Source organism: Pseudomonas sp. PDNC002 (assembly GCF_016919445.1).
GTDB lineage: Bacteria > Pseudomonadota > Gammaproteobacteria > Pseudomonadales > Pseudomonadaceae > Pseudomonas.
The window spans coordinates 4,249,852-4,274,211 of record NZ_CP070356.1 but is presented as its reverse complement, the minus strand read 5'-3'; the positions used below and the strand labels follow the sequence as shown (position 1 = coordinate 4,274,211).

The 24,360-nt window shown below is 61.2% G+C and carries 19 protein-coding genes and 1 pseudogene; 10 read left to right on the top strand and 10 right to left on the bottom strand.

Annotated features, from left to right (window positions below; all coding sequences use genetic code 11):
- Nucleotides 1-12: 12 nt before the first annotated feature.
- The gene (locus JVX91_RS19425) at nt 13-1,083 is read left to right on the top strand and encodes a site-specific integrase (protein ID WP_205335801.1); all 1,071 of its coding nucleotides are present in this window, start codon (nt 13-15) and stop codon (nt 1,081-1,083) included.
- A 60-nt stretch (nt 1,084-1,143) separates the two neighbouring features.
- Here JVX91_RS19425 and JVX91_RS19420 read toward each other — a convergent pair whose 3' ends face one another.
- From JVX91_RS19420 to JVX91_RS19385, 7 genes and pseudogenes are all read right to left on the bottom strand, one after another.
- Nucleotides 1,144-2,493: a hypothetical protein gene (locus tag JVX91_RS19420; protein WP_205335800.1), complete on the bottom strand. Its 1,350-nt coding sequence runs from the start codon at nt 2,491-2,493 to the stop codon at nt 1,144-1,146.
- Nucleotides 2,490-3,437 (bottom strand): ATP-binding protein, encoded by a 948-nt coding sequence (locus tag JVX91_RS19415; RefSeq protein ID WP_151187145.1) that lies wholly within the window; start codon nt 3,435-3,437, stop codon nt 2,490-2,492. Before JVX91_RS19415 ends, JVX91_RS19420 begins: the two co-directional genes overlap by 4 nt.
- 10 nt (nt 3,438-3,447) lie before the next feature.
- The gene (locus JVX91_RS19410; RefSeq protein WP_205335799.1) at nt 3,448-5,391 is read right to left on the bottom strand and encodes a hypothetical protein; all 1,944 of its coding nucleotides are present in this window, start codon (nt 5,389-5,391) and stop codon (nt 3,448-3,450) included.
- Nucleotides 5,388-6,050 (bottom strand): hypothetical protein, encoded by a 663-nt coding sequence (locus JVX91_RS19405; RefSeq protein WP_205335798.1) that lies wholly within the window; start codon nt 6,048-6,050, stop codon nt 5,388-5,390. Before JVX91_RS19405 ends, JVX91_RS19410 begins: the two co-directional genes overlap by 4 nt.
- Before the next feature lie 771 nt (nt 6,051-6,821).
- Nucleotides 6,822-6,920 (bottom strand): annotated as a pseudogene (locus JVX91_RS19395) (DUF2834 domain-containing protein); the annotation flags it as partial.
- 153 nt (nt 6,921-7,073) lie between these two features.
- Entirely contained in the window at nt 7,074-7,997 is a 924-nt protein-coding gene (locus tag JVX91_RS19390) for an NADP-dependent oxidoreductase (protein ID WP_205335797.1), read from the bottom strand.
- Nucleotides 7,998-8,072: 75 nt separating this feature from the next.
- Nucleotides 8,073-8,513 (bottom strand): DoxX family protein, encoded by a 441-nt coding sequence (locus JVX91_RS19385; protein ID WP_205335796.1) that lies wholly within the window; start codon nt 8,511-8,513, stop codon nt 8,073-8,075.
- 179 nt (nt 8,514-8,692) lie between these two features.
- Between JVX91_RS19385 and JVX91_RS19380 the strand changes: the two genes are divergently transcribed.
- The 5 genes from JVX91_RS19380 to JVX91_RS19360 all read left to right on the top strand — a co-directional run bounded on the left by JVX91_RS19380 (nt 8,693) and on the right by JVX91_RS19360 (nt 11,547).
- A complete protein-coding gene (locus JVX91_RS19380) occupies nt 8,693-9,592 on the top strand; it encodes a LysR family transcriptional regulator (protein ID WP_205335795.1) in 900 nt (299 codons plus the stop codon).
- A gap of 123 nt (nt 9,593-9,715) precedes the next feature.
- On the top strand, nt 9,716-10,195 hold the full coding sequence (locus JVX91_RS19375; protein WP_205335794.1) for an ester cyclase: 480 nt from the start codon (nt 9,716-9,718) through the stop codon (nt 10,193-10,195).
- A gap of 29 nt (nt 10,196-10,224) precedes the next feature.
- Complete coding sequence (locus tag JVX91_RS19370) at nt 10,225-10,653, top strand: nuclear transport factor 2 family protein (RefSeq protein ID WP_205335793.1); 429 nt, start codon at nt 10,225-10,227, stop codon at nt 10,651-10,653.
- 384 nt (nt 10,654-11,037) lie between these two features.
- Nucleotides 11,038-11,247, top strand: a complete 210-nt coding sequence (locus tag JVX91_RS19365) for a cold-shock protein (RefSeq protein ID WP_205335792.1) — start codon at nt 11,038-11,040, stop codon at nt 11,245-11,247.
- Between the two features lie 81 nt (nt 11,248-11,328).
- Nucleotides 11,329-11,547 (top strand): hypothetical protein, encoded by a 219-nt coding sequence (locus JVX91_RS19360; protein ID WP_205335791.1) that lies wholly within the window; start codon nt 11,329-11,331, stop codon nt 11,545-11,547.
- 59 nt (nt 11,548-11,606) lie between these two features.
- On the opposite strand, the gene JVX91_RS19355 is transcribed toward JVX91_RS19360, so the two are convergent.
- Nucleotides 11,607-12,047: a PRC-barrel domain-containing protein gene (locus JVX91_RS19355; protein ID WP_205335790.1), complete on the bottom strand. Its 441-nt coding sequence runs from the start codon at nt 12,045-12,047 to the stop codon at nt 11,607-11,609.
- Between the two features lie 185 nt (nt 12,048-12,232).
- On the opposite strand from JVX91_RS19355, the gene JVX91_RS19350 reads away from it, so the two are divergent.
- Entirely contained in the window at nt 12,233-12,958 is a 726-nt protein-coding gene (locus JVX91_RS19350; RefSeq protein WP_205335789.1) for a Crp/Fnr family transcriptional regulator, read from the top strand.
- Nucleotides 12,959-12,965: 7 nt separating this feature from the next.
- Here JVX91_RS19350 and JVX91_RS19345 read toward each other — a convergent pair whose 3' ends face one another.
- Nucleotides 12,966-21,476: a glucoamylase family protein gene (locus JVX91_RS19345; protein WP_205335788.1), complete on the bottom strand. Its 8,511-nt coding sequence runs from the start codon at nt 21,474-21,476 to the stop codon at nt 12,966-12,968.
- A gap of 408 nt (nt 21,477-21,884) precedes the next feature.
- On the opposite strand from JVX91_RS19345, the gene JVX91_RS19340 reads away from it, so the two are divergent.
- From JVX91_RS19340 to JVX91_RS19330, 3 genes are all read left to right on the top strand, one after another.
- Complete coding sequence (locus tag JVX91_RS19340; RefSeq protein WP_205335787.1) at nt 21,885-22,190, top strand: hypothetical protein; 306 nt, start codon at nt 21,885-21,887, stop codon at nt 22,188-22,190.
- Nucleotides 22,191-22,285: 95 nt separating this feature from the next.
- The gene (locus JVX91_RS19335; RefSeq protein ID WP_205335786.1) at nt 22,286-22,681 is read left to right on the top strand and encodes a response regulator; all 396 of its coding nucleotides are present in this window, start codon (nt 22,286-22,288) and stop codon (nt 22,679-22,681) included.
- A gap of 157 nt (nt 22,682-22,838) precedes the next feature.
- Nucleotides 22,839-23,789, top strand: a complete 951-nt coding sequence (locus tag JVX91_RS19330) for a slipin family protein (RefSeq protein WP_205335785.1) — start codon at nt 22,839-22,841, stop codon at nt 23,787-23,789.
- A gap of 13 nt (nt 23,790-23,802) precedes the next feature.
- On the opposite strand, the gene JVX91_RS19325 is transcribed toward JVX91_RS19330, so the two are convergent.
- A complete protein-coding gene (locus JVX91_RS19325) occupies nt 23,803-24,336 on the bottom strand; it encodes a PqiC family protein (protein WP_205335784.1) in 534 nt (177 codons plus the stop codon).
- Between the last annotated feature and the right edge of the window lie 24 nt (nt 24,337-24,360).

The window sequence follows — 24,360 nt, the reverse complement described above, 5'->3', positions numbered from 1 at the left end:
ACGTTGAACGTAATGAATAATACGCTTATCCCGCTCAGCAGCGACGTGGCTCGGCTTTCCGTTGATCGCCTCGATGCCGAGGCCCATGCCGCGGCCGCTGCATTCGTCGCCGCGGGTACCGCCGCCAACACCCTCCGCAGCTACCGCAGCGCCCTCGCCTACTGGGCCGGTTGGCTGCAGTTGCGCTATCGCCGACACCTGGACGACGGTGCCCTGCCGGAAGCGGTAGCGGTACAGTTCATCGTCGATCATCTGGCCCGACCGGTGGAGGGCGGCTGGCAGCAGCTACTGCCACCGGCACTGGACGCTGCTCTGGTGGAGGGCGGTGTCAAGGCCAAGCCCGGACCGTTGAGCTACAACACCGTGCGCCATCGCCTGGCAGTGTTGGCCAAATGGCATGGACTGAAGAACTGGCCGAGCCCGACCGACAGCGCCGCGGTGAGAACCTTGCTGCGCGAGGCGCGCAAGGCACAGTCCCGCCAGGGCATCAGCGTGCGCAAGAAGACCGCGGCGGTGCGCGAACCATTGGAAGCGATGCTCGCCACTTGCACCGACGGCGTGCGCGGACTACGCGATCGCGCTCTTCTTCTTCTGGCCTGGAGCGGCGGCGGCCGGCGGCGCTCGGAAGTGGTGGGGTTGCAGATCAGTGATGTGCGTCCGCTGGACGCAGACACTTGGCTGTACACCCTCGGCGCGACCAAGACCGCGATGGAGGGTGTGCGCCGCGAGCTGCCGCTAAGGGGACCGGCAGTGCAGGCATTGAGTGAGTGGCTGGCAGCGGCACCGGCTGACACCGGGCCGCTCTTCCGCCGGGTGTACAAAGGTGGGCGCATCGGTACTGACGGATTGTCTGGTGACCAGGTGGCGCGCATTGTGAAACGTCGCGCTGTGCTGGCCGGCCTACCTGGAGATTGGGCCGGCCATAGTTTGCGCTCCGGCTTTGTCAGTGAGGCTGGACGTCAAGGAGTGCCTCTCGGCGAGGTCATGGCCATGACGGAACATCGCTCCATCCCCACAGTGATGGGGTACTTCCAAACCGGCAATCTCCTAAGCAGCCAAGCGAGTAAACTCCTGGGCTACTGACCGTCAAACCAGTGGCAGGGGAAGCTGAAAACTAGCCTCCCGCGAAATTTCATCGCATGGCTAAATGTCCAGCCTCCCGATGCTCCGCTCGCTATAAGTTGTATTGAGGAGCAGATAGACCCGGCTTCCCGGAGCCTTGACCAGAAGCCGTTCTGCCTCGAACGCATTGACATAGAGTTGCCGTGCTCGACACTCCAGCTCCTCCGGATAGAAAACCCGCGCGAATGCTGTACCACTGGACGTCTTGGTCGAGTAGCCATCCATCATCTCATCGAATAAACCGCCTGCCGCCCCCAGTGCGAGATACTGACTCTCTGGGCCGTCGAGAATGCGCTTGATTGAGCCTAATATTTTCAAATAAAAGCCGATAAAAAACTCCTCACTTACCCCCGTGATCCATAAACGGCCTCGCGCACAGCTTTTGACGTAATCGAAACCCGCCATCTTCAGGTCATCACAACTGCCATCCCATCCGCCCTTATAGCCAAGACGCACCCTAAAAAGCGCATATGCGAGGGCTGGCAGGCAAACCGGGTAGACATAGCGCTCTTCTGCGGCATAGGCCATTAGACGTTGAACCTGTGCCAAACACTCTGCATGCCCAGACAGATAGCGCCGCTCAATTATTCCGCAAGCTTTCTCCAACGTGTCATTGAGGTCATCCAAACCGCTTCGTGAGAGCTGACTAACGACCGCCGCAGCACTGGTCCAGTGAAGCACCTCCACGTCAGCACTTCTCGGGGCCGCCCCCGCGTGAAACGGATTCTTAACGCCGGCTATCTGTATCGCTGCCGAGCTAAGATCCTCATCGAAGTCAGCAGAGATTGCTTCCAGCATCCGCGCGCACAAGCGATTTCCGGCTTCGCTGCAATCAGACAATGCACGGAACCACTTTTTCTGGCCAAGTCCTGCCTTGGCCAAGTGCATCTTCACCTGGGGATCCTTCCTAAAAGGCAGCTGCAGAAACGCGCTGGGGAATGAGAAGCCGCAGGCGTCACACACATAGCCGTCTTCCAACGAAGTGTTAGCATCGAGAAAAATGCGCGCGCAACTTTCGCAACACTTCACTAACGGGCGCGCATGCACCAAACACGTCCCCACACTGGGGAAGAAAAAGAAAACCGAGTGATAGCCCATTTGCGCGCATTCCGGGCAGAACTTGTGCTCGAACCGATCAAGGCCATATGAGGACGGATAGTGATCCGAACTACGGCACACGACGCTACCCGGGAGGCGCCCGCTACCTCCGGACTTTTCATAGCAATAGAAATTCAAGCGCGCGTCATCAAGACCGACTCCACTCATGGCCATTTTTACTGAGCAGCCGTTGAAAATGGCAAAATTCATGAGAATTCCCCACGCCGACTCGAACGGAAAAGCCCCGGAGGCAAAAAATGGGAATTTGGTCATTTCTTTGGAAGAACCTCTACTTTGCAGAACTCTTCGAAATTGCCAGACCGAACAGCCTCATAGAAATCATCCTCGCTCAACTTCAAATCTCGACTGTCATCTTTTGAATGCCACCGAAGAATATTGGTGAGTGCCTCCAGTATGTGCTGCATGGGCAGGTTGTTCACGTAAGGGCCACTAGCGTACGAATTCATCGCCTGCCAGAGATGGGGCGCGTAGGTCAGCAGCCTGAACCCACCGCCAAATGCTTCCGGGAGGAAGGCCTTAGTGAATGAAATACCCGAGCCCTTGGGGTATTCGGTAAACACATCGTACCCGTTTAGGATGGCCTCAATATCCGTGACATCCCGGCAGCCCTTGAATTCGATAAGCTCACTCATCAACCTGGCAGTAATCTGTCGCTGTTCAGTATTGATCAGCATGCCGCGCATTGGGATCACCTCAGGCATAGCAAAAGAGACCACAGTCAGCTTGACGCCGCGCATTTCCAATAAATTATACAGGTCAACCAACTGATAAAGATCATCACTGCGGAGCCGCTGAAACTCATCTAGCAAGCAAACGCACTGATTACAGCCCAACTCCTTGATTCTCAAATAAATAGTATTTACTAAATATTTGAGAACAATGTAGCGAGTATCGCGAGACTTCCTGACATCGCCATACCCTAAGGAATCCGCCAGCTGCATGATAATTTGAGTGCAACGCTGCCCCTCGCGATCTACAGGCACCACGCGAATGACATAGGCACGAGGAACGTACCGCGACAGGCTATCATTGAGAACCTCGAAGCACCTGGATTTTCCGAGGCGAGAAGGACCATAGAATATGACCCCTGTGCGCCGCATAAAAATACGATCGAGAGCAATCTCGCACACGCGTTTTATTTCAGGTGTGGCGATTAGAAATTCCGTGGTAATTACTGGATGATCAGGATCATACATGACCATTCTCCTAATCTTTCTTCGTGATTTCCACTAACTGACCAACTGTCAGCATCATGTCATGTGAAAACAACATGCGTTTCGGAACATTCGACCTCGCCGGCTCCGCCGTTGATTTATCGACCACTCCATGAGCGGTAGAAGAAACTGCAATCTCTCCCTCTAACCGCCACAACTCAAGATTTGCTTCTTTTGTTTTTTTCTTGAGCAAATAGTTTCGATACAGAAGTACAATATCATCTTCTTGTGCACAGGTAAGTGCCTGCTTATCCAACGCGTTATTGATTAATTTTCGAGTCGTGACACTGTGCCTGGTATGCCCCCACACGCCCAGAACATTAAGCACACCAAAGTACCTGCCATCCGACAGATAGACATCCACGGACCTATAGTCCTTTGGATTAATGATGACAGTAACCTTGATTCCAATTAAGTCAGGGCGCGAAGAGAGCTGAGGGCTGGTATATCTCGCTCTGTCCAACTGTATGTACGGCCTCCTTCCAGAGCGGAGATCACCCCTTATTACGCAGGACTGCGTCTTACTCCCAAGAGCGACAGCTGTCACCGCTTGATTCATAAGGCATGGAAATAGCAAATCATCATTATTAAAATGCTGCGCTAGCATTTCCAGTGGGCTTAATGAAAAAGTATGCCCACTACGTGGCGTTGCATTATATTGAGCAACAAACACATCGAGAACTTGCTCGGCCTCGTTTATGTCAATCTCAAATCTCAAAGCGTTAAGTTCAGAGTTATCCGAACGGCCGGCGTGGGGGTGGCTTCCAGTGGAAGAAGGTAGCAAATGAATAAAACGTGAACAGAATTGCTTGAAGAGCCCTTCAATTTCGGACCGGCGCTCTGGCCTCCTCAATTGACCGAAGTTCAGGGAAAAACCATGCATTCGCCTAACCTGCTGGGAGATTATGTTGGCATGGTGCTGCATGGCGTTATCCAGGTACAGACTGCCCCATAGAGCCTTCTTGGTATTTGGAATCACATAGCACGGCATTCCAGCGCCCTTTGCATACTTAAGACCTGGGACAGTAAGATTTTCAATGGGCTGCCAGTCACCAATAATCGCATCAGCCAAGACATCTACCGCATCCTGGGCACTCACTTCGCTCCTAAATACCAACCGTTTTGCCAGTACGCACTCGCTGCAACTCTCAACAGCAGCAATCATCCAGAATCTGCTAATCAGCCGCCGAACCACAATGCCAGGTGTGGGCTCGATGAGAATTGTGAAATGCCCATCAACATAATAAGCATCTAGCTGAACCACGTCATATGGGGTGATCGCCTCAATTAACCGTTTGTCACCCGTCCCTACCTGTATGTGTGCACGCCCACCCACGTCAGCCATTGCGGTCACGGCAGATTCGAAATCTCCTGCTAAGATAGAGTCCACCAAATGCAAAACGCTACGCTTCCCACCGGAAGGCAAGCAAAAAGGCCATTCAGTGTCTTTGACGCCCGCGTCTCTTAGCAGGCGAATAAACTCAGCATAATAGAATGCCTTCTTGTATTTTAGGCCGCGAAAAGCATCAGTATTCTCCTGCAAAACAATTGCTGCAAATTCACCCAGAAGTCCCGGATGACTCCGTAGCGTTAGATCCATTATTCCGCTAAGCCCTCCCCGCTGCTCCGTTCTTTTACTAAACTCAAAGTCACTCCTTGAATACTTCTTTATGTGCCTATTAGGCACAAGGCCATTTTCACCCTGATAGCCGCCGCGGGAGTCCATGGAACAAAACCTATCCATGAACCGACAAACTTCAGAGCCTGGAATTCCAGTTAGCTCAAATATTCTCGCCAGATCAACGCCATCTAGTCGCAACTCAACGGCTTTTCTCCTGCGCAAAAATAACTGCTGATCTGCTACTGGCAAGCAAGAAACCTCAATCTTACCGTAACCGACCCGCTCCAACTCCTTCAATGAAATACATTTCTTCATAGCAACACCCATCTCGTGCTTTTAGAGAAGAATGATCTTTCAAATTCAACATCAACAACTCCCTCCAAGTATTCCTTGCAGAAGACATACAAAATCAAATCAATATCATAATTACCAAACTCCAAGAGAAAATCATTCAGCCTCCCAGCTTTTCGGCTATACAAATAGCTTTGGGCATCCATAAGAAAGGTCGAAGGCACATAGCAGTCACGCCCCGCGGACAAACATGCCGCGACCCTAAGAAGAGGCATAATTCTGATTTTGTTCGGAAACAAGTCAGAGTCATTAAATATCAAATACCTAGCATTGCACCGTTCGGCAATAGCGCGCTGCAGGTCTATCTGCTCATTCGAAAGTGCTTGCTTATCAAAATTGCCCATTTTAACTTCATGGAACTCTAATGGACCATGCTTAAGCACTACTTCTGCGTCGAATATGGTTTGCTTTGAGTGCAGCTGATCACCCAATGAGCGAGCAGTCGGATTTAGATCAAAGGACAAGACATTGGGATTGTACTCAAGGTGAAGAATCCAGTGAGCCAGTTCCCGATCACTAGGCAAAACAAAGCTCTTATCACACTTTGCGCTATACACCCTCCACATATTCCCGAAGGTTTTGGCACGATTAGTGAATGCGGACGTTCTGCTGTGGCCGGCCATAAATGCGTCCTGCGCCATAAAGCGCCGGTGCTATCAAGCATTTATCACACACTAGAACCTTAAGAATATTAAGTAAAGAACCGAGTAATGCTAATAACACTAACTTATAGCACTTCCATTTATGATATTTAGTTCCCTTAATGAAGCGTGCACACCCTTGATAGAAAATTCTTTGCAAACATCGCTAAAATAAACTAGAATTATTCTCACAAAGTATGCCAGCCCACTGCTTTGTAAGATTATTTTTTAATTTAGAACTTTATACTTTTACTTCAGGCTACTGGCTCTTTTCTTTGTAGTACCCGGATAACGAAATCCTGCTCGGGCGCCCACTGGACCTGAAGCATCTCCGCAACAGGCTGCTCCAACTTTGGGACTGGGCAGGCTTGCAACGCTTGGGACACCGAGCCCTTTCCTCATGACGCCAGTCCATCCTGGTTGGCGCGGCAAGAAGAACGACCACCGTTACGGCTGATCGCGACTGATGCTGGATGGAGCACGCTCCAGGCGTTGTGCTATTTGCCGAATCGACTGCCCAACAGCAAGTGCTCGCGAACCTCTCCGCGTTCAGCCAGTGTCCGCGACAGCCTGGAGCGCCGTCGCGCAGCTGAAGTGATTCCCATGAGCTACTCGCTGCCCATGCATGCAACGGCCGATGGCGAGGTACTGTTCTCCACCCTTGATGACGCAGTCATCAAGGGTGACTCGGGGCCAAGTCCGCCCCCTGCCCTACACTCGCGACCTGCCATACTAGCTCTCGGAGGCGGACCTTCACTGCTTGATGCCCTTGACCACGATGTACAGCAGCGGGCCCAGCGAAACGAACACCAGCGCCAGCAGCAGATAGGGCAGCACGCTGAGCGCAGCGCCGACGAACCCGATACTTGCAACAATCCATGGCAATGTAGCTGTCAGCCGGTGCTTCAAAGCCCAAGCCGTTATGCCTATACCCACCAGCATGCCGGCGTTCGCCGATGGCGCGCAGTGTCGCAATGCAGCAAGTGCTTACGACAGTCTCTCTGTTCAGCGCCGGGTATCGAGCACGATCTTTCCGCGTGCGTGGCCAGCCATGCTCTTTTCCACGGCATGCTGAGCCTGCGAGAGAGCGAATGTTTCGACCTCGACCTGCAGGTGTCCGGCATTGAACAGCTCAGCGATGGCGCTCAACTGCAAGCCATCCGGCCGCGTGGCAAAGTGCTTTGCTTGCACCGCGTGAACTCTGGCCAACTCCGGGTTGGGAGCGCTGACCGGAGACACCAACACCCCGCCGGGCTTCAAGACCTGCCAGGAGCGTGCTTGAGTCTCGCCACCAATGAGATCCAGCACCACGTCTACATCTGCCACAACTTTTTCGAATGGCTGGAGGCGGTAGTCGATCAATTGGTGCGCACCGAGTTCCTCCAGGTAGGCGTGCTTGCTGGTAGAGGCCGTCGCGATAACCGTTGCACCAGCGTGTCGCGCCAGCTGAACGGCCATGCTCCCGACACCACCCGCGGCGCCATGAATCAGGACGGTCTGCCCCGGCTTTATGCCTGCGTGCTCATGCAACGCTTGCCAAGCCGTAAGCGCCGCAGCCGCCACTCCGCTTGCCTGCACGTTGGACAAACTGCGCGGAACCAGTGCCAATCGCTCAGCCGGCACAACGGCTTTGGTGGCGTACCCACCCGCAATGCCGATGAAACCGAAGACTGCATCTCCAATCGCGAAGCCCGTTACATCCGGACCGATGGCGGCAACGGTGCCGGCAACCTCGACGCCAGGGGTGTACGGCAACGCCAGCGGAATCACCTCCCTCTTCGAGCCGGAGAGTATTTTCCAGTCGATCGGGTTGACCGCAGCACCCTCTACGTCGATCAGCACCTCACCCTTCCCGGCGACCGGGTCGGTAACTTCCTCCAGCTGCAGCCCCGCCGGGCTGCCGTATTCCTGCACTCGTATGGCCTTCATCGGTGTTCCTGAAAAAGTGGCAAAGAAAGGAATCACATCGGCGCCGCAAGCCTCAGCTGGTACGGCGCGATGCACTCAACGACGACGGGCGTCGAGGCTGAAGCGACCTGCACCAAACGCAGCGACCTGGAGCAGGCCACCCGCCATGGCGAGGTTCTTGAAGAAATGAATGAACTGATTCTGATCGCCCAGGCTGTTATGGAAAGCCAACGCAGTGATCACGCTGAAAGCAGCCAGCACCCACGCAACGGTGCGTGTGCGGTAACCCGCGATCAAGGCGATCCCACCAACGATCTCGACGGCGATGGCGACAATCAGTGCCAGTTGCGGGAACGGTAAGCCCACCGAGCCGATGTAGCCGATCATCATCGCCGGGGCGCCCAGTTTGGACAGGCCGGAAAGGATGAAGATGGCGCTGAGCAGCACGCGGCCGACGAACGCCGCAGTCGCTGTGGTCACAGCGGCACGGGACAGTTCAGGGGTGTCTTGGGAAGTAGTTGCAGCAGAATGGGACATGGGGTTTTCCACCAGAGAGATGGGCGCATCCACCATGGCGCGCCGCATTGAGAAAAAGTCTGGCACTAGCCCTAGCATCTGAATAGCCGGCTAATTTCGACGATTACGTTCTAGAATTTGGAAATGCTCCTGTACCCAACCGATCACGAAACGGCTTAACCACTGCCCGAGGACACCCCATGATCTCCGACCCAGGCACCCCGACCCTCGATCAACTGAGGGTGTTTCTCACCGTGGTCGAGGTGGGCAGTTTTGCCGCAGCGGCACGCAAGCTGAGCCGGGCTACATCGGTCATCAGCTATTCGATAGCCAACCTTGAAATGCAGCTCGGGGTTCAGTTGTTTGACCGGCAGACCACCCGCAAACCGCAGTTGACCGAAGCCGGGCGCACCGTACTCGCCGAGGCACGCACCATCGCCAACGGCGTCAGCGGCCTGCGCGCCAAGGTGAAGGGTTTGTTGCATGGGCTGGAGGCGGAGCTTCACCTGGTGCTCGACGTAATGCTCCCAGCCGAGCGCGTGGTGTATGCCCTGAAGTCATTTCAAGAGCACTTTCCGACGGTCTCTCTGCACCTGCATATGGAGGCTCTGGGTGCCGTCACGCAGCTCGTGCTCAATCGTGGAGCCAGTGTCGGGGTGAGCGGCCCGCTGGAAGGCAATATCGATGGCATCGAGCGAATCGCCATCGGAAGTGTCGAACTGGTACCCGTCGCCGCACCCAGCCACCCACTGGCAATGACCGCCAAGAACGCTCCGGGCGCCGGGCGCGAGCATGTTCAACTGGTGCTGTCGGATCGATCACCGCTGACCGATGGCAAGGACTTTGCCGTGATCGGCACGCGAACCTGGCGCCTCGCGGACCTGGGCGCGAAGCACATGCTGCTCAGGGAAGGTGTCGGCTGGGGCAACATGCCGTTGCCGATGGTGCGGGATGACCTGGCGTCCGGCCGCCTGGTGCGACTGGGACTGCCTGACTGCGAACGTGGCATCTACCATTTCGACGCCATCTATCGTACGGACACTCCACCCGGCCCTGCTGCGCGGTGGTTGATCGAGCACTTTGTTCAGCACGCCGGCTAATCCAGCCACTATTCCAAATTCTCGATCACCAGCGTCGATTTAATTCGGCTACTGCGACACTTCACCCTGTGCCAGAGTTCTCGTCACCGCGGCAGCCTCGCCGCCCTGACCAAGAATCTCGCCATGACTTACCTGAAGCACGTATTGATTTCGCTTCTTTGCGCCGCCTTCTGCGCGGGTGCGAATGCCGCGCAGTCCGATCAGGACAGAGCTACCGTTGTCCGCTGGTATGAGGCGTTCGACCAGAACTCCCCGAGCGTGCTCGACCAGATACTGAGTGACGACTGGGAGGACATTCCTGCCGCCAAGGGGCAGGCCGCTGGCCCGGCAGGTGCCAAAGCGGTGCTCGAGCACCTGCATGGCAGCTTTTCCGACTTCAGCATCAAGGTCGAGGAAGTGCTGCAGGATGGCAACAAGGTCATCGTTCGCTCGCGTATTTCCGGCATCCAGACCGGCGTATTCCTCGGCAGGGCACCCACCCACCGCAGAATCGACATCCGCGCTACTGACATCCACGAAATCAACGCAGGGAAAATCGTCCGAACCTGGCACATGGAAGATTGGATGACCGGCCTGCACCAACTCGGCGTACTAGAACCCTGAAACCACCCGCGCTATCGAGGAGAACCGTCATGAGTTCCGCTGCGGACCTGCTCCACCTGCACTTCGAAACATTCGTCGACAAGCACGAAACGTGGAAAACGCTGATTACCGATGACCTGTTATGGGAGCTTCCCTACGCGCCAAGCCTGGGACATCCCGAACGACTGGTTGGCCGGGAGCAGGTGCTCCATCACGTCGGCTGGTTCATTCAGGCCGTGGAGGATTTCCGTTTCCATGACGTGCGAATTCATGCCTTCGCCGACTCCAGCATGGCTGTAGCCGAGGTCAAGGCCGAGGGGCTGATCCGCACGACTGGCCGAATCTATCGCCAGGAGTACGTCCTGTTCTGCCGAATCGAGAACGGCAAAATTGCCTTCCTCCGCGAATACTTCGACCCTGTCCGTGCTGCCCATTCACTCGACGAACCGATAGCGCCGGCACCGCAACAGGCCGAATGACCAACGATTGTTCGGATTACAAGAATGGCGAGATGTTATCCAGGGCGCGATTGTTACAAGAGCAACTCTGATGACTATTCATTTAATGGTGGCCATTCTTGTCGCTGGGGTAATTATCTTGCACTCAGGCATAACCAGTAGAGGCTCACCCCACTCCAATGTCAGGCCGGCGGCATGGCGCTACCGGCACTATTGAAAAAGTTCAATTAAAAATAATATCCAGCCATTCATCCGAATATCCTCTTGTCGTCGCAAAAAAGCCGAAAAACCCTCATCCGCCTGTATACTCAATCCTCCCCTGCCGTGTTTAGCGGCCCCGTCTTGATGTATGGCAATCATCTCCTCGGCCCACTTCACTCTGCAGCCATTCTCGAGGAGATCACCATGGCTACTCGTCAGACTGGAACCGTAAAATGGTTCAATGCAGTTAAAGGTTTTGGCTTCATCACACCTGAAATGGGGCCGGATATATTCGTCCACTTTCGCGAAATCGACACGCCTGGCTTCAAGTCCCTGGATGAAGGGCAACGCGTAAGCTTCCTGGTGGGCGTTGGCCCTAAAGGCGACCAAGCCGAACAGGTCAAGGTACTGTGAAATCCCCAAGCCCCGCTCGCTGCGGGGCTTTTTCATTGGATTCAATCAATGCGACTCACAGGGAAAGCATGGGGATTCAACATGAAAGAGAAGCGCTTTGGGCAAAGTCTGAATATTGCGAGCAGCTGCCTGACGCAGGCGATAAATGATCTTCTGGCGGAAGAAATGAGCGCCGAGGTGCCCGACAGCAAAGAGAGTCTTGCCAGAATACGACAGCAACTCGAATGTGTTGCCGTAATAATGGAGTCACTAAAGCGTGTAAACGCTCAATCCATCTCGAATATATTCCCAATCCGCTGAATTAATGAGCGCCCGGCCTGTCTCGCTTGAATTGGCGAAACATGGCCGGGCGAAGTCAATTAGAACCTGGAGTCCTGGATTGGCTTGGTTTCATAATAGGCATGTATATCCCGTCCCCATGTCGGGTCCTGCATGTCCGGCCAGTCATCCTTATCGAATCCTGGCGCGCTGCTGAGTCGGTCCTTGTCGACATCGAGTACGAAGCGTTTGTTTACCGTATCCAGCCTCAAGAGACTCCACGGCACCGCAAACAGCTTTTCGCCCATCCCCAGGAACCCGCCGAACGACAGCACAGCATAGGCAACCTGCCCGCTTTGCGTGTCCAGCATGATTTCCTTGATGTCGCCAAGATCCTCGTCCTCGGCGTTGTAGACGTCATTCCCGATAAGCGTGTCCGCGCCCATCAAACGGGGGCCGGGACCGGCACTGGAATGGTCATCGGCGGCAATGCCGTTATGGCCCTTGTACATACCGTAGGTGTCGCGATCTTCGTAGTTCATGGAAAACTCCTGGAACGATGCGATGAAATGGTCGTACGAAGCGCCAGATCAACATCCGCCGCCACGAATTCCAGACTGAGCGCAAACGCGACTGCGGTCTGTGCGATAGGGAACTTTGCGCGGCCGGCGGAGGACTGTAACTGTATGCTTCCCTTATCCCAGGACGCCCGCGCGCGGAGGCCGCCATGCCAGAAACTCCCTCCCCCACGCAAAACCATCTACTGGCAGCGCTCCCCCCAGAGGTGCAGGAACGCCTGTTCCCCCATCTGGAGCTGCAACGCCTGGAGTTGGGCAAGGTTATCTACGAACCCGGCGACGCCATGCGCTACGTGTTCTTCCCCACCGACTCCATCATTTCGCTGTTGTATGTGATGGAAAGCGGCGCATCCGCCGAGATATCCGTGGTCGGCAACGAGGGCCTGGTCGGCATCGCGGTGTTCATGGGCGGCGAGAGCACGCCCAGCCGCGCCATCGTGCAGAGCGCCGGTAGCGTGTACCGGCTCGCGGGGCAGCGCATGAAGGACGAATTCGGCCGCCATGGCGACATGCTCCAGCTGATGCTCCGCTACACCCAGGCATTGATTACCCAGATGGCCCAGACGGCGGTCTGCAACCGCCATCATTCCATCGACCAGCAGCTCTGCCGGTGGCTGCTGTTGTCGCTCGACCGTCTGCCCAGCAACCAGCTAACCATGACCCAGGAGCTCATTGCCAACATGCTCGGCGTGCGCCGCGAAGGCGTTACCGAGGCGGCGGGCAAGCTGCAGAAGCTGGGTGTGATCGAGTACAGCCGTGGGCGCATCACGGTGCTCGACCGCGATCACCTCGAAGCCTTGAGCTGCGAGTGCTACGCCGTGGTGAAAACCGAGACCGATCGGCTGCTGCCCTACCTCCCCCGCAAGTCCAAATGACACGCGCTTAGAGGGACAGGTCGAGGCGATGCTCGCCCGCCAGCAGGGGCACACGCACCGCGCTGTCGCCGCAGGGTAATGGCTGACCGTCCAGCAGCGCGCGCTGAATACCCCGGCAGCGTTCTCCTGCGCTGACCACGTGTATCCCGTAGTGGCAGTCATCCAGCGTCACCGTGATATCGAAGCCCGGCCAATCCAGCGGGATACAGGGATCGAGTAGCAGGTCCGCGCCTTCGCGGCGCAGGCCGAGAATGCCTTCCAGCCCGGCGCGGTACATCCAGCCGGCGGACCCGGTGTACCAGCTCCAGCCACCGCGTCCGACATGGGGCGCCACCGAATAGACGTCGGCGGCGATGACGTAGGGTTCGACTCGGTAGCGCTCCACCTGCTCCGCCGTGCGCGCATGGTTGATCGGATTCAGCAGGGAGAACAGCCGAGCCGCCTTGTCGCCTTCGCCGAGCCGGGCGAACGCCAGGATGCTCCACATCGCCGCGTGGCTGTATTGCCCACCGTTCTCCCGCAGGCCGGGCGGGTAGCCCTTGATATAGCCCGGATCACGCGGTGAGTGGTCGAAAGGCGGCGTGAACAGCAGTGCCAGCCCCTCGTCGTGGCGGATCAGCCAGCGCTCCAGCGACGCCATGGCGATGGCCGCGCGGGCGGGACTCGCGCCACCGGAGAGCACCGCCCAGGATTGGGCGATGGAATCGATCCGGCATTCCTCGCAGTTGGCCGCGCCCAGCCAGGTTCCATCGTCGAAGGTCGCCCGGCGATACCAGTGGCCATCCCAACCATGTTCCTCCAGCGCCAGGTTCAGCGCCGCCCGGTGCCGCCGCCAACGCTCGGCCCGCGCCTCGTCACGGCCCTCGGCCAAGGCGACGAAGCGATCCAGGGTCTGCAACAGCAACCAGCCGAGCCAGACGCTCTCGCCCTGCCCTGCGACGCCCACGCGATTCATGCCGTCGTTCCAGTCGCCGCTGCCCATCAGCGGCAAGCCGTGCGCGCCAGTCAGTTGCAGGCATTGGTCGAGTCCGCGGGCGCAGTGCTCGAACAGCGAGGCGCTTTCCTCGGCCAGCATCGGCTGGAAGAACGCATCGCTTTCGCCAGGATGCAGCTGCGGGCCTTCAAGGAACGACACCGGCTCGTCGAGCACCGCTCGATCTCCGGACGACTCGATGTAGCTGGCGCAGGCGTAGGCCAGCCAGACCCGGTCATCGGAGATGCGCGTGCGCACGCCCTGCCCTGTCTGCTCCAGCCACCAGTGCTGCACGTCGCCTTCGACGAATTGGCGTCCGGCAGCCCGCAGCAGATGGTGACGGGTGTGCTCGGGAGCGGCGAACGACAGCGCCAGGCAATCCTGCAACTGGTCGCGGAAGCCATAGGCGCCGCTGGCCTGGTAGAACGCCGAGCGGGCATGAATACGGCACGCCAATGTCTGGTAAAGCAGCCAGCCGTTGAGCATCAGGTCCATGGCGCGATCGGGCGTTTGCACTTGCACCGCGCCGCGCCGTTGCTCCCAGTACCGTGTCACCTCGGCCAGCACCGTATCCAGGTTGGCGCCGCGATAGCGCTGCACCAGTTGTCGAACTTCCTCTTCCGAACCGGCCTGCCCCAGCAGCGCCAGTACCTCGACCGACTCGCCGATACCCAGTTCCACCGTGCATTGCAGTGCGGCGCAAGGATCGAGGCCAGCGCCGGTTGTCCCCGACAACACGGCCTCGCCGCTCAGCGCGCGAGGAGCCGACAGGCTGCCGGTATGGCCGATGAACTCGCTGCGGTCGGCACTCCAGCGGCTTTGCCGGCCACCCAGGTCGGCGAATGCCAGGCGCTCGGCGTACGCGATGCTCCATGGGTTACGCGCTATCAGCGCGCCACTGACGGTATCCACCTGGGTAAGGATGAACGGTGCGCAGCCCCCTCGCGAGGCTCCCAGGACCCATTCGACATACGCAGTCACCGAGATTCGGCGCGGCCGGCCAGAGGTGTTGCGCAGCGTAAGCCGCGAAATCTTCAACGGGTCCTCCAGCGGCACGTACTGCAATAGCTGCGCCTCGATGCCATGGGCGCTGTGGTTGAAGCGGCTGTAGCCGAAACCATGGGCAGCGCGGTACACACCACCGTCGCGGATCGGCTGGGCAGTGACGCTCCATAGCGCCAGGCTGTCTTCGTCGCGGAGGTAGAAAACCTCGCCGGCCGGGTCGATGACCGGGTCGTTGGACCAGGGGCTGAGCTGGTTGTCGCGACTGTTGCCGGCCCAGGTGTAGCCGCTGCCCTCCGCCGAGACCTGGAAGCCGAATGCCGGATTGGCGATGACGTTGATCCACGGCGCCGGCGTGGTGTGGCCGTTGCTCAGGACGATGTGGTACTCGCGCCCGTCGAGGGCGAAGCCGCCCAGGCCGTTGAAGCTCTCCAGTGGCGGCTCGCTGCCGCTGACGTCGACTGCCGGCAACATCGGCGTACCGGTCCGTACACGTCGAGCAATGGGTTCGCGCGGCCTGGACGGCGGCACCCGGCCCAACTGGGCGGCGATGGAGCCGCGACGTGCCAGCAGGCTGACCCGCGCCACCGCATTGAGCAGTTCACGCGCCTCCAGGGTCATGAGGTCGGCGCGCAACGTATAGACGCCGCCGCGCGGCGCCTGCTCTTCCGCTCGCTGCCGCGAAGGGCTGCTGCGTACGGCGGTTTCGATCGCCACCTGCAGGTCCTGAACGTAGGACGAGGCCCGTTCGTTGACGATCACCAGGTCCACGTCCAGGCCCTTCATCCGCCAATATTCGCGGGCGCGCAGGAGCTGCCGGAGCAAGGCCAGGTCGTCGACTTCATCGATCCGCAGCAGGACGATGGGCAGGTCGCCGGAAATCGCCAGCGGCCATAGTCCGGACTGCCGCCCGGCACCGCGGCGGATGGCTTCCTGCGGGGCGCGCCAGCGGGCATCGGCGTACAGGATCGGCGCCGCCAGGCGCTGGAAATCGGCCGCTTCCTCGGCATCGATGCCCAGGTCGCGCAATTCCACCTGGGCCTGGGTCCAGGCCAGGGTCTTGGCGCGCTCGAAGGCGTTGCGTTCGTGGTGCTTGTCGATCAGGTCGAGCAACGCCTCGCGGGTACTGGCCACCAGCGTCCAGAATGCCACTCGCGCGACCTTGCCGGGCGCCACCCGCAGGCGTTGACGCAGGGAGAATATCGGATCGAGCACGCTGCCCTGGCTATTGCCCAGCGCCCGGTGGCCAACGATTGCCTGCGCTTCCCGCAGGGTCCGGCCTCGGCCGAGGAACCCGGCACGGTCGGACTCGTACTGCGTCTCGCCAATCACCTCGCCCTCGACCACCGCGAAATGCGCCGCCCAGATCGTCGGGTCGCCCGGCGAGCGCAGGCGCCGGGTAGCGATCAGGGCACCGAACTCGGCCAGGTACTCGGTCTGCACGAACATCCGCGAGAACACCGGATGCGCGCTGTCGGCGGCCGGCGTGGCCAGCACCACCTCGGCATAGGAAGTCAGCTCGATCTCGCGGGCGCGGCGGCCGTGGTTGGTCAGCGAAACCCGCCGCACCTCACCATCGTCCTCGCCGGACACCAGCACTTCCAGGCTGGTCAGCAGCGCGGCATCGCGCTGGATGAACTCGGCGTGATCCTCGTCGAACAGCACTTCGCCATGCTCCACCGGCTGCCCGCCGGGCTGCGCCGTGGCCGACCACAGCGCCCCGCTCTGCAGGTCGCGCAGGAAGATGAAGCTGCCCCAGTCGTCCCGCGTGGCATCCTCGCGCCAGCGTGTCACCGCGATCTCGCCCCAACGGCTATAGCCTCCGCCGCTGGCGGTGAGCATCAGCGCGTAACGGCCATTGGACAGCAGATGGGTGATCGGCGGGCCATTGAGCGTGGCGTCCACGCGGCGCAGCGTGGAGGCATCGCTGCGCGTCTCGCTGGGCGCCACCGTGACTTCCTCGGCGCGCGGATGCCCCAGCGCCACGTCGCGCGGCACGCGCTCCTGCAACAGCAGTTCGCTGGCCTGGATCATCGGCTCGCGGTGCAGGCGACAACGCATGCGCCCGTGCTGCAGGGTATTGGCGATGGCGACGATGCTCATGCCCTGGTGGTGCGCCATGAAGCTGTAGATGATGGCCACGCTTTCGCCGTCCTGCAGCCTGGCGCGGGTGAAGTCCAGGGCCTCGTAGAAGCCATGGCGGCCCAGTGCACCGACGGCCGCCAGGTGGTCGAAATTACGCTGCGCCGCCTGCGCGTCGACCATGGTCGCCAGCGCCGTGGCATAGGGCGCGATAACGACGTTTTCGGCCAGCCCCCGCTTGAGGCCCAGGCCTGGCACGCCGAAATTCGAATACTGGTAGGTGAATTCCAGGTCGCGCGCGTTGAAGGCTGACTCGGAGATTCCCCACGGGATGCCCAGCGTGGCGCCGTAGGCCTGTTGTCGCGCCACTACCAGGCGATTGGTCTGCTCCAACAGGCTGCCGGCCGGTGCGCGCATCACCAGCGAAGGCATCAGGTATTCGAACATGGAGCCGGACCAGGAGATGAGCGCCGAGCCACCGGGTACCGGTGTCGCCGTGCGCCCCAGGCGGAACCAGTGGCGGGTCGGCAGGTCGCCCTTGGCAATGGCGAACAGGCTTGCCAGGCGTGCTTCGGAGGCCAGCAGGTCGTAGCAGCTGGGATCGAGCCGGTTGTCGTCCACGCTGTAGCCGATGGACAACAGCTTGCGCTCCTGGTTGAGCAGGAAACCGAAGTCCATCTCCAGTGCCAGTCGCCGCGCCAGGTCCGCCAGGGCCTGCAGGCGCCGGTCCAGCGCCCTGCCCTGGACCTGCTGACGGTCGCGACTGTGTTCGACGAAAGCCTTGTTCAGCGCCTGGAACCAGAACGACAGATCGCCGCCCACATCGCTGGCCGGCGCCAGGGCGGCGATGCTGCGGGCGATCTTGTCGGCGAGCCGGCCAAGGGCGGGCAGCAAGGCGTCGAGTGATTGCGGTCCGATGAGCGCACGGTGGATTTCCCGCACATCATCCTTCACCTGCAACAGCGCGGCGTCGCCGGCCAGCCCCAGGGCTTCGACGGCCCGCCACGCCAGGTGCAGGGTGTCGAGCAGGCCCTGGCGGGCCTCCACCACCAGCGGGTTGCCGCACCATTCCTCGCAGGCGTTGGCCAGCACCACCAGATGCCCGGCCAGGTTGCCGCTGTCCACCGAGGACAGGTACCTCGGCTCGAGCGCCCGCAGGTCACGGGTGCCGTACCAGTTGAAGAAGTGGCCGTGGCTGCGCGGGAGTTTCTCCAACACGGCCAGCGTGCCCTCCAGCCGCTCCAGCGTCTCCAGACCACCCGCCCAGCCGAAATCGCGCGCAGCCACGGCGGACAACAGGTAGAGGCCGATATTGGTGGGTGAGGTGCGGTGGGCCAGCACGGCTTTGGGCTGTTCCTGGAAGTTGTCCGGGGGCAGCAGGTTGTCCGCCGGCGTGACGAAGGTCTCGAAGAAGCGCCAGGTCCGGCGCGCGCACAGGCGCAAGGCATCGCTGTCGTCCGCGTGCAGGGCCAGGCGGCGCGGCGGTTGCGTGGGCTTGCTGCTGTAGAAGGCCAGGAGCGGCGCGCTCAGCCAGAGCAGCGTCAATGGCAGGATCAGCGGCCAGTTCGCCGGCTGCAGGGCCAGCCCTGCCACGGCGGCTACGGCGGCAAGTGCCGTTCCGCCGGTCATCTGCCGGTAGCTGCCCAGCCAACCTGGGCGCGGCTTGCGCGCGGACTGCGCGGCGGTAGTCCACTCCAGCAGGTTGCGGCGACTGACGTACATCCGCCAAAGCGTCCGCAGGATGGCATCGACCATGCTCCACGCCTGGTGCGGGAGGAATGCCAGCGACAGCAGGATCTGTATCGTGGTGAGCTTGAAGTCGACACCCAGCATGGCGAAGTGGCTGCGCAGGCGTACGCCGGGGCGCGCCGGGAGCAAGGCGCAGTAGATCGGCAGCAGCGGCGGGACCACTTGGGTAAGCAACACCAGGCAGGTGGCCAGCAACGCCTGGGGCAAGGGCAGCCACCAGCAGAGCAGCAAGGCCGCCAGGGCGAACGGCGCGACCAGCGAGCGGCGCAGGTTGTCGAACAGCTTGCAGCGGCCGATCACCGGCATCGCCCGCGGCCCGTGCCAGTGGCCGAGCATCCACGGCAGCAACTGCCAATCGCCGCGCGTCCAGCGATGCATGCGACGGGTCGCGACATCGAAGCGAGTGGGTGATTCCTCCACCACCTCGACATCGGACGCCAGCCCGGCGCGGGCGAAGATGCCTTCGAACAAGTCGTGGCTGAGCAACTGGTTGTCCGCCACCCGCCCCGCCAGCGCGCGTTCGAATGCATCCACATCGTAGATGCCCTTGCCGGTGAAGGAGCCTTCGCCGAACAGGTCCTGGTAGACGTCCGACACCGCCGCCGCGTAGGGGTCCATACCCGCCGGGCCGGAGAATGCGCGCTGGTACAGCGAGCCCTCCCCGCCCATCGGCAGCGCGGGCGTCACCCGCGGCTGCAACACCGCATGGCCGTCGATCACGCGCTGCTGCTCGGCGTCGAAGCGCGGCTGGTTGAGCGGGTGCGCCATCTTGCCGATCAAGCGCAGCGCCGCTTCGCGCGGAAGGCGGGTATCGGCGTCGAGGGTGATGACCAGGCGCACGTCGCTCGGTACGCGCGGCGCTTCGCCGGCAACCGCCACGAAACTGGTGTCGGTGGCGCCCCGCAGCAGCCGGTTCAGCTCGTGCAGCTTGCCGCGCTTGCGCTCCCATCCCATCCAGCAGCCTTCAGCCGGGTTGTAGCGCCGTTGGCGGAACAGCAGGAAGAAGCGCTGGCCGCCGGGGCCAGGCCCGTAGCGCTGGTTCAGCCGCTCGATGGCCAGTGCCGCGGCGCCAAGCAGCGCGGCATCGCTGTCCAGCACCTCCTGTGGTGCGTCAACGCCATCCAGGACCAGCACGAACGCCAGGTCCCCGCCGATGCCGGCGAGGTGGTGGACTTCCAGCCGCTCGATCTGCTCCAGCAGGTCCGCCTCGGTGGTCAGCAGCGTCGGCACCGCCACCACCGTGCGCAGCGCCTGCGGCACGCCGGCCAGCAGCTCCAGCGCGGGCAGCGTGATCGCGCCGAAACTCCAGGTCACCAGGCGATTGATCAGCGCCGTGGCCACTTCGGTCACCGGAATGCACAGGCACAGGAGGAAGGCCAGTATCCAGCCCCAGGCCGGCGCGGGCTGTTTCAGCCAATGGAACGCCAGCCCCAGCAGCACCACGCTGAGCAGGCCGATGGCACCGACGTAGCCGCCCATTCCCAGGCGCACGCCGTAGCGGTTCAGACGCAGGTGCAACGGCGCGCTGAAGCCGATGGCGCGCTCCAGGGCCGGGCGTCCTTCGGCGATCAGGTGGTAGCCGGGGTCGCTGTCGCGGCGTGTGTCCGCGTCGCTTCGAGGCTCATCGGCCGCGCGACGGCAGGCTTGCAGCGCCAGATCGACAACCTGCAGCTCGTTCAGGTGCGAGCCTCGCGCCAACAGTTCGATGGCGCTGCGATAGAGGTTGCGGGTGGGGAAGTCCATGGCTGCGAAATCACTGCCATCGCGCAGCCGGGCGTCGACCAGGCTGACGTTCTCGAACAACTGCGCCCAGTCGATATCGGAGATCAGGCGCATGCTGGTGATCACATTGCGCACGGTCACGTTGGAAGCGCCCAGGCGCTGCTGCGCGTGCTGCACGGCGGCCTCGACGCTGATGCCCTGCTCGTGCAGGCGTTCTTCGAGCCAGCCAAGCGTCGGCGTCGTGCGTGGGTCCTGGTCGCGCAGGCGCTTGGCCAGTTGTGCCGAGAATACCTCGGAAAGCGGCCCGCTCGAGCGGGCGGCGATGTCCGCCTCCAGCGCCGAGCGCGCGTGCCCCGGCGCGAGCAGGCGCTCCGCCAGGGCGTCGGCATCGGCGCGAGCCACGCGCCCGGCGCCGATCTGCTCGGCAAGACGGCGCAGGTTCTCGATCAGGACGATCCGCAGGGTGATCGCCACCGCCCACAGCTCGCCGATGGTCAGCGGCTGGACCCGTTGGTAGGCGTGGATGAAGCGCTGGAGCAGTTCCACGTCGAGGTGGCTGTCGGTATGCGCGACGAACGCCCAGGCCAGCCCGAAGACCCGTGGGTAGCCGGCGAACGGTCCATCGGCCAGTTTCGGCAACTGTCGGTAGTAGCCCGGCGGCAGGTCGTCGCGCACCTCGCGGATCTGTTCCTCGACGATGTGATAGTTGTCCAGCAGCCACTCGGCGGCCGGGACCACACCGTTGCCCCGTTCCAGCTCGGCGGCGCTGGCCCGGTAGGCGGCCAGCAGGACTGCGGCGTTGTCGTTCAGGCGTACGTGCAGTGGCAGCACGCGCCTTGGCGTGTCCGTCACCTGCTGCGCAAGCGCCAGGCTCTGCGCATGTTGCTCGAGTCGTTCGATGCCGAAGAGTTCTTCGCGAACCGGCACCAGGCTGTCCCAGGGGGGATTCGAGCGGCCGCGGCGCCAGGGCCGGAAATGGAGCGACATCATGGCGGTGCTCCAGAGGTACAGCGAAAGCCTGGGCCCATCAGATGCAGACGCCAGGGTGACGCGCTCCGACAGGGTTCGAACCTTGCGGCGGTTCGTTTTCCGTCGGGTGCAGACGTTGTCATGGCAAACGTATGCCATGCCTGTTCCCAGGCTCGCAGACCGGCGCCACGGCGTCGGTGCGGTTCCGCACGCAAGGCCGACGCAATCGGCCGTGCGGCCCTCCATCATTCTTATCGCACTATTCCGCTTGCCCGCAGGTCGTTTAATCAAGGGCCTGTCCCGATCCCTCCCCTCCACGGATAACGCTGTCTCCGTTCCACGCTCCAACCGCTCCTTCATGCCCCGAGAGCCGCCGTGCCCGGGCAATCCTCAGCGACAAGACGCCAGCCCGCTGGCGAGGTGAATGTCATGGAAACGAACGACGTCAATGCACGCTTCCACGATGACCTGCGCATTCTGATCGCCACGGCGGCGTTCACGCCGGACAGCCCTCAGGATGTGATTGCCCGGTACATCCTGGCCCACGGCTTCGCCGCGCTGTCGGAAGCCCAACTGCAGCAGTTCTGCACCGAGTTGCTGCCCAGGCTGGAGGAGCTGGGTGTGGAAGCGCCGCAGCAGATCGAAGCCACGTTGCCCAAGGAGACCGCCGCCACCTCGGCCCGCCAGGAGGACCCGGCGCCGGGCCTGCCGACGGACACCACCGACAAGCGCTGAACACAGGGTGTGCGCCGCCAACGGAGCACGTAGTCGAAGTTCCCTGCCACATGGGGTTCTTCATGCAAGGGTCGCGAGGCCTGGATGACAACCATATGAGCGCAATCTCACCGCATGTTCTGCTGCTGGAAGACGAGTTGACCGTCCGCATCCTGATGGTGCAGACGCTGAACGACCTCCTGGACGCGCAAGTCACCGACTTCGCCAGCGCCGAGGACGGGATCGAGTACCTGAAGCGACAAGGCGCGAGTGTCGATCTCATCATCACCGACGTTCACATGATCGGCCTGTTGAACGGCTACGACGTGGCCGAGTTTTCCCTCCAGCAATCGCCCACCACGCCCGTCGTGATTACCTCGGGCTTCGACAGGACGGGCCGGGAGGAACTCCCCGGGAATGCCACGTTCCTGGCCAAGCCGTGGGACCTCAAGACACTCGAAGCCACCTTGCGTGCCGTGATGGAACGGGGGCCACAGGACGGCGGCCCATAGCGTCGCTCCAAACCGGGGACACCACGTTCGACCATCGCGAGCGGCGACAGCGCGCTGGTGTTCCGCCGTGGTGCAGCGCACAGACGGATGGCCGCCACGGGAGGAACCTGGGATATGCACCTGGATGTACCGACACGTCTGTGCCTGGGAGGAAATCATGAACCCCATCACCCTGTTCATCGTCACGGTCCTGGCCGCCCTCGGCGCCGCCCTCCTCTACATGGGTCACTTACCCGCCGGCATCGTCGTGCTGGTGTGCGCGCTGGTGGTCTCGCAGTCCCTCAAGATGGCCAACACCTGGCAGAAATTCGTCGTGCTGCGCGCGGGCAACCTGCAGGGCGTGCGCGGCCCCGGACTGTTCCTGATCGTTCCGGTGCTGGACAGCGTTGTCGCGGTAATCGACGAACGCATCCAGACCACGGCATTCAATGCCGAACAGGCGCTGACCCGCGACACCGTGCCGGTGAACGTCGACGCCATCATCTTCTGGCACGTCCACGACGCGCGCAAAGCGGCGCTGGCGATCACCGACTACCGCCAGGCCATCGACCGTGTGGCGCAGACGTCCCTGCGCGAGATGATCGGCTCATCGATGCTGGCGGCGTTGTTGTCGGACCGGCGCAGCTCCGATCAGCAGCTGTGTCGCGAAATCGGCGAGAAGACCATGGAATGGGGCATTACCGTGGGCTCCGTGGAAATCCGCGACGTGGCCATCCCGGTGGCATTGCAGGATGCCATGTCACGCCAGGCGCAAGCCGAGCGCGAAAAGCAGGCACGCATCATCCTCGGTTCGGCCGAGGCGGAGATCGCCGGGCGTTTCGTCGAAGCAGCCAAGGTCTACGCGGATATGCCCACGGCATTGCAGCTTCGGGCAATGAACATCATCTACGAGACCACCAAGGAGCGCGGAACCACCATTCTGATCCCCAGCTCCATGGTCGACAGCATGAATCCGGCCGCTGCCGTCGCCGTTGCCCTGGGCGCACAGCCGGGCGTGGTCTACGCCGGCGCCGGGCCCGCGCACGAGCGTGCGCCGGCCAGCCATGGCGAGACGGGCAAGGAACGGCAGCGGACTGCCGCCGTGCATGACGCGGCGCCCACCAGTTGAGCGCCGATGCCCCTCACGGACAGCGCGTAGCACCACCGGCGTTGGCCTGCGCCACCAGAGCGGCCAGTTTGTGCAGGTTGCTCTGGTGCGCGACCACCAGCCCCTCGACGCTGTCGTTGGCCGACGTCTGCACACTGCTGCGGCAGGTCAGCGCCTTTTGCGCGCCGGGAGGCTGCAACCGCCAGCGCGCATCGAGCAGCGCGTATTGACCGGGCACCGAATCGAAGCGCTGTACGTCCACCCGCAGCAGCGAGGCGCCGGAACCCGGCGCACCGAGCTGGTCCTGCAGCGCGTTGCGGAACTCGTCCACCAGGTTGGCGCCCCACCATTCCGTCTCCAGGATCGACAGCCCGCTACCGCCCTGGCGCACGACGATCTGCGAGCGATCGACCTGCGGCGGCATGGACACCCGTTCCACGCGCACCTGCCCGCTGGCCGGGCTGGCCGGCTGCGCGGGAACCAGCGTGTGGTAGTGGATGGGCGCGCTACTGCAGCCCCACAGCACGGGGAACAGTCCGGCCAGGAGCAGCATGGGCAGCTTTGGCATCTGAAATCTCTCCTTGAACACGAA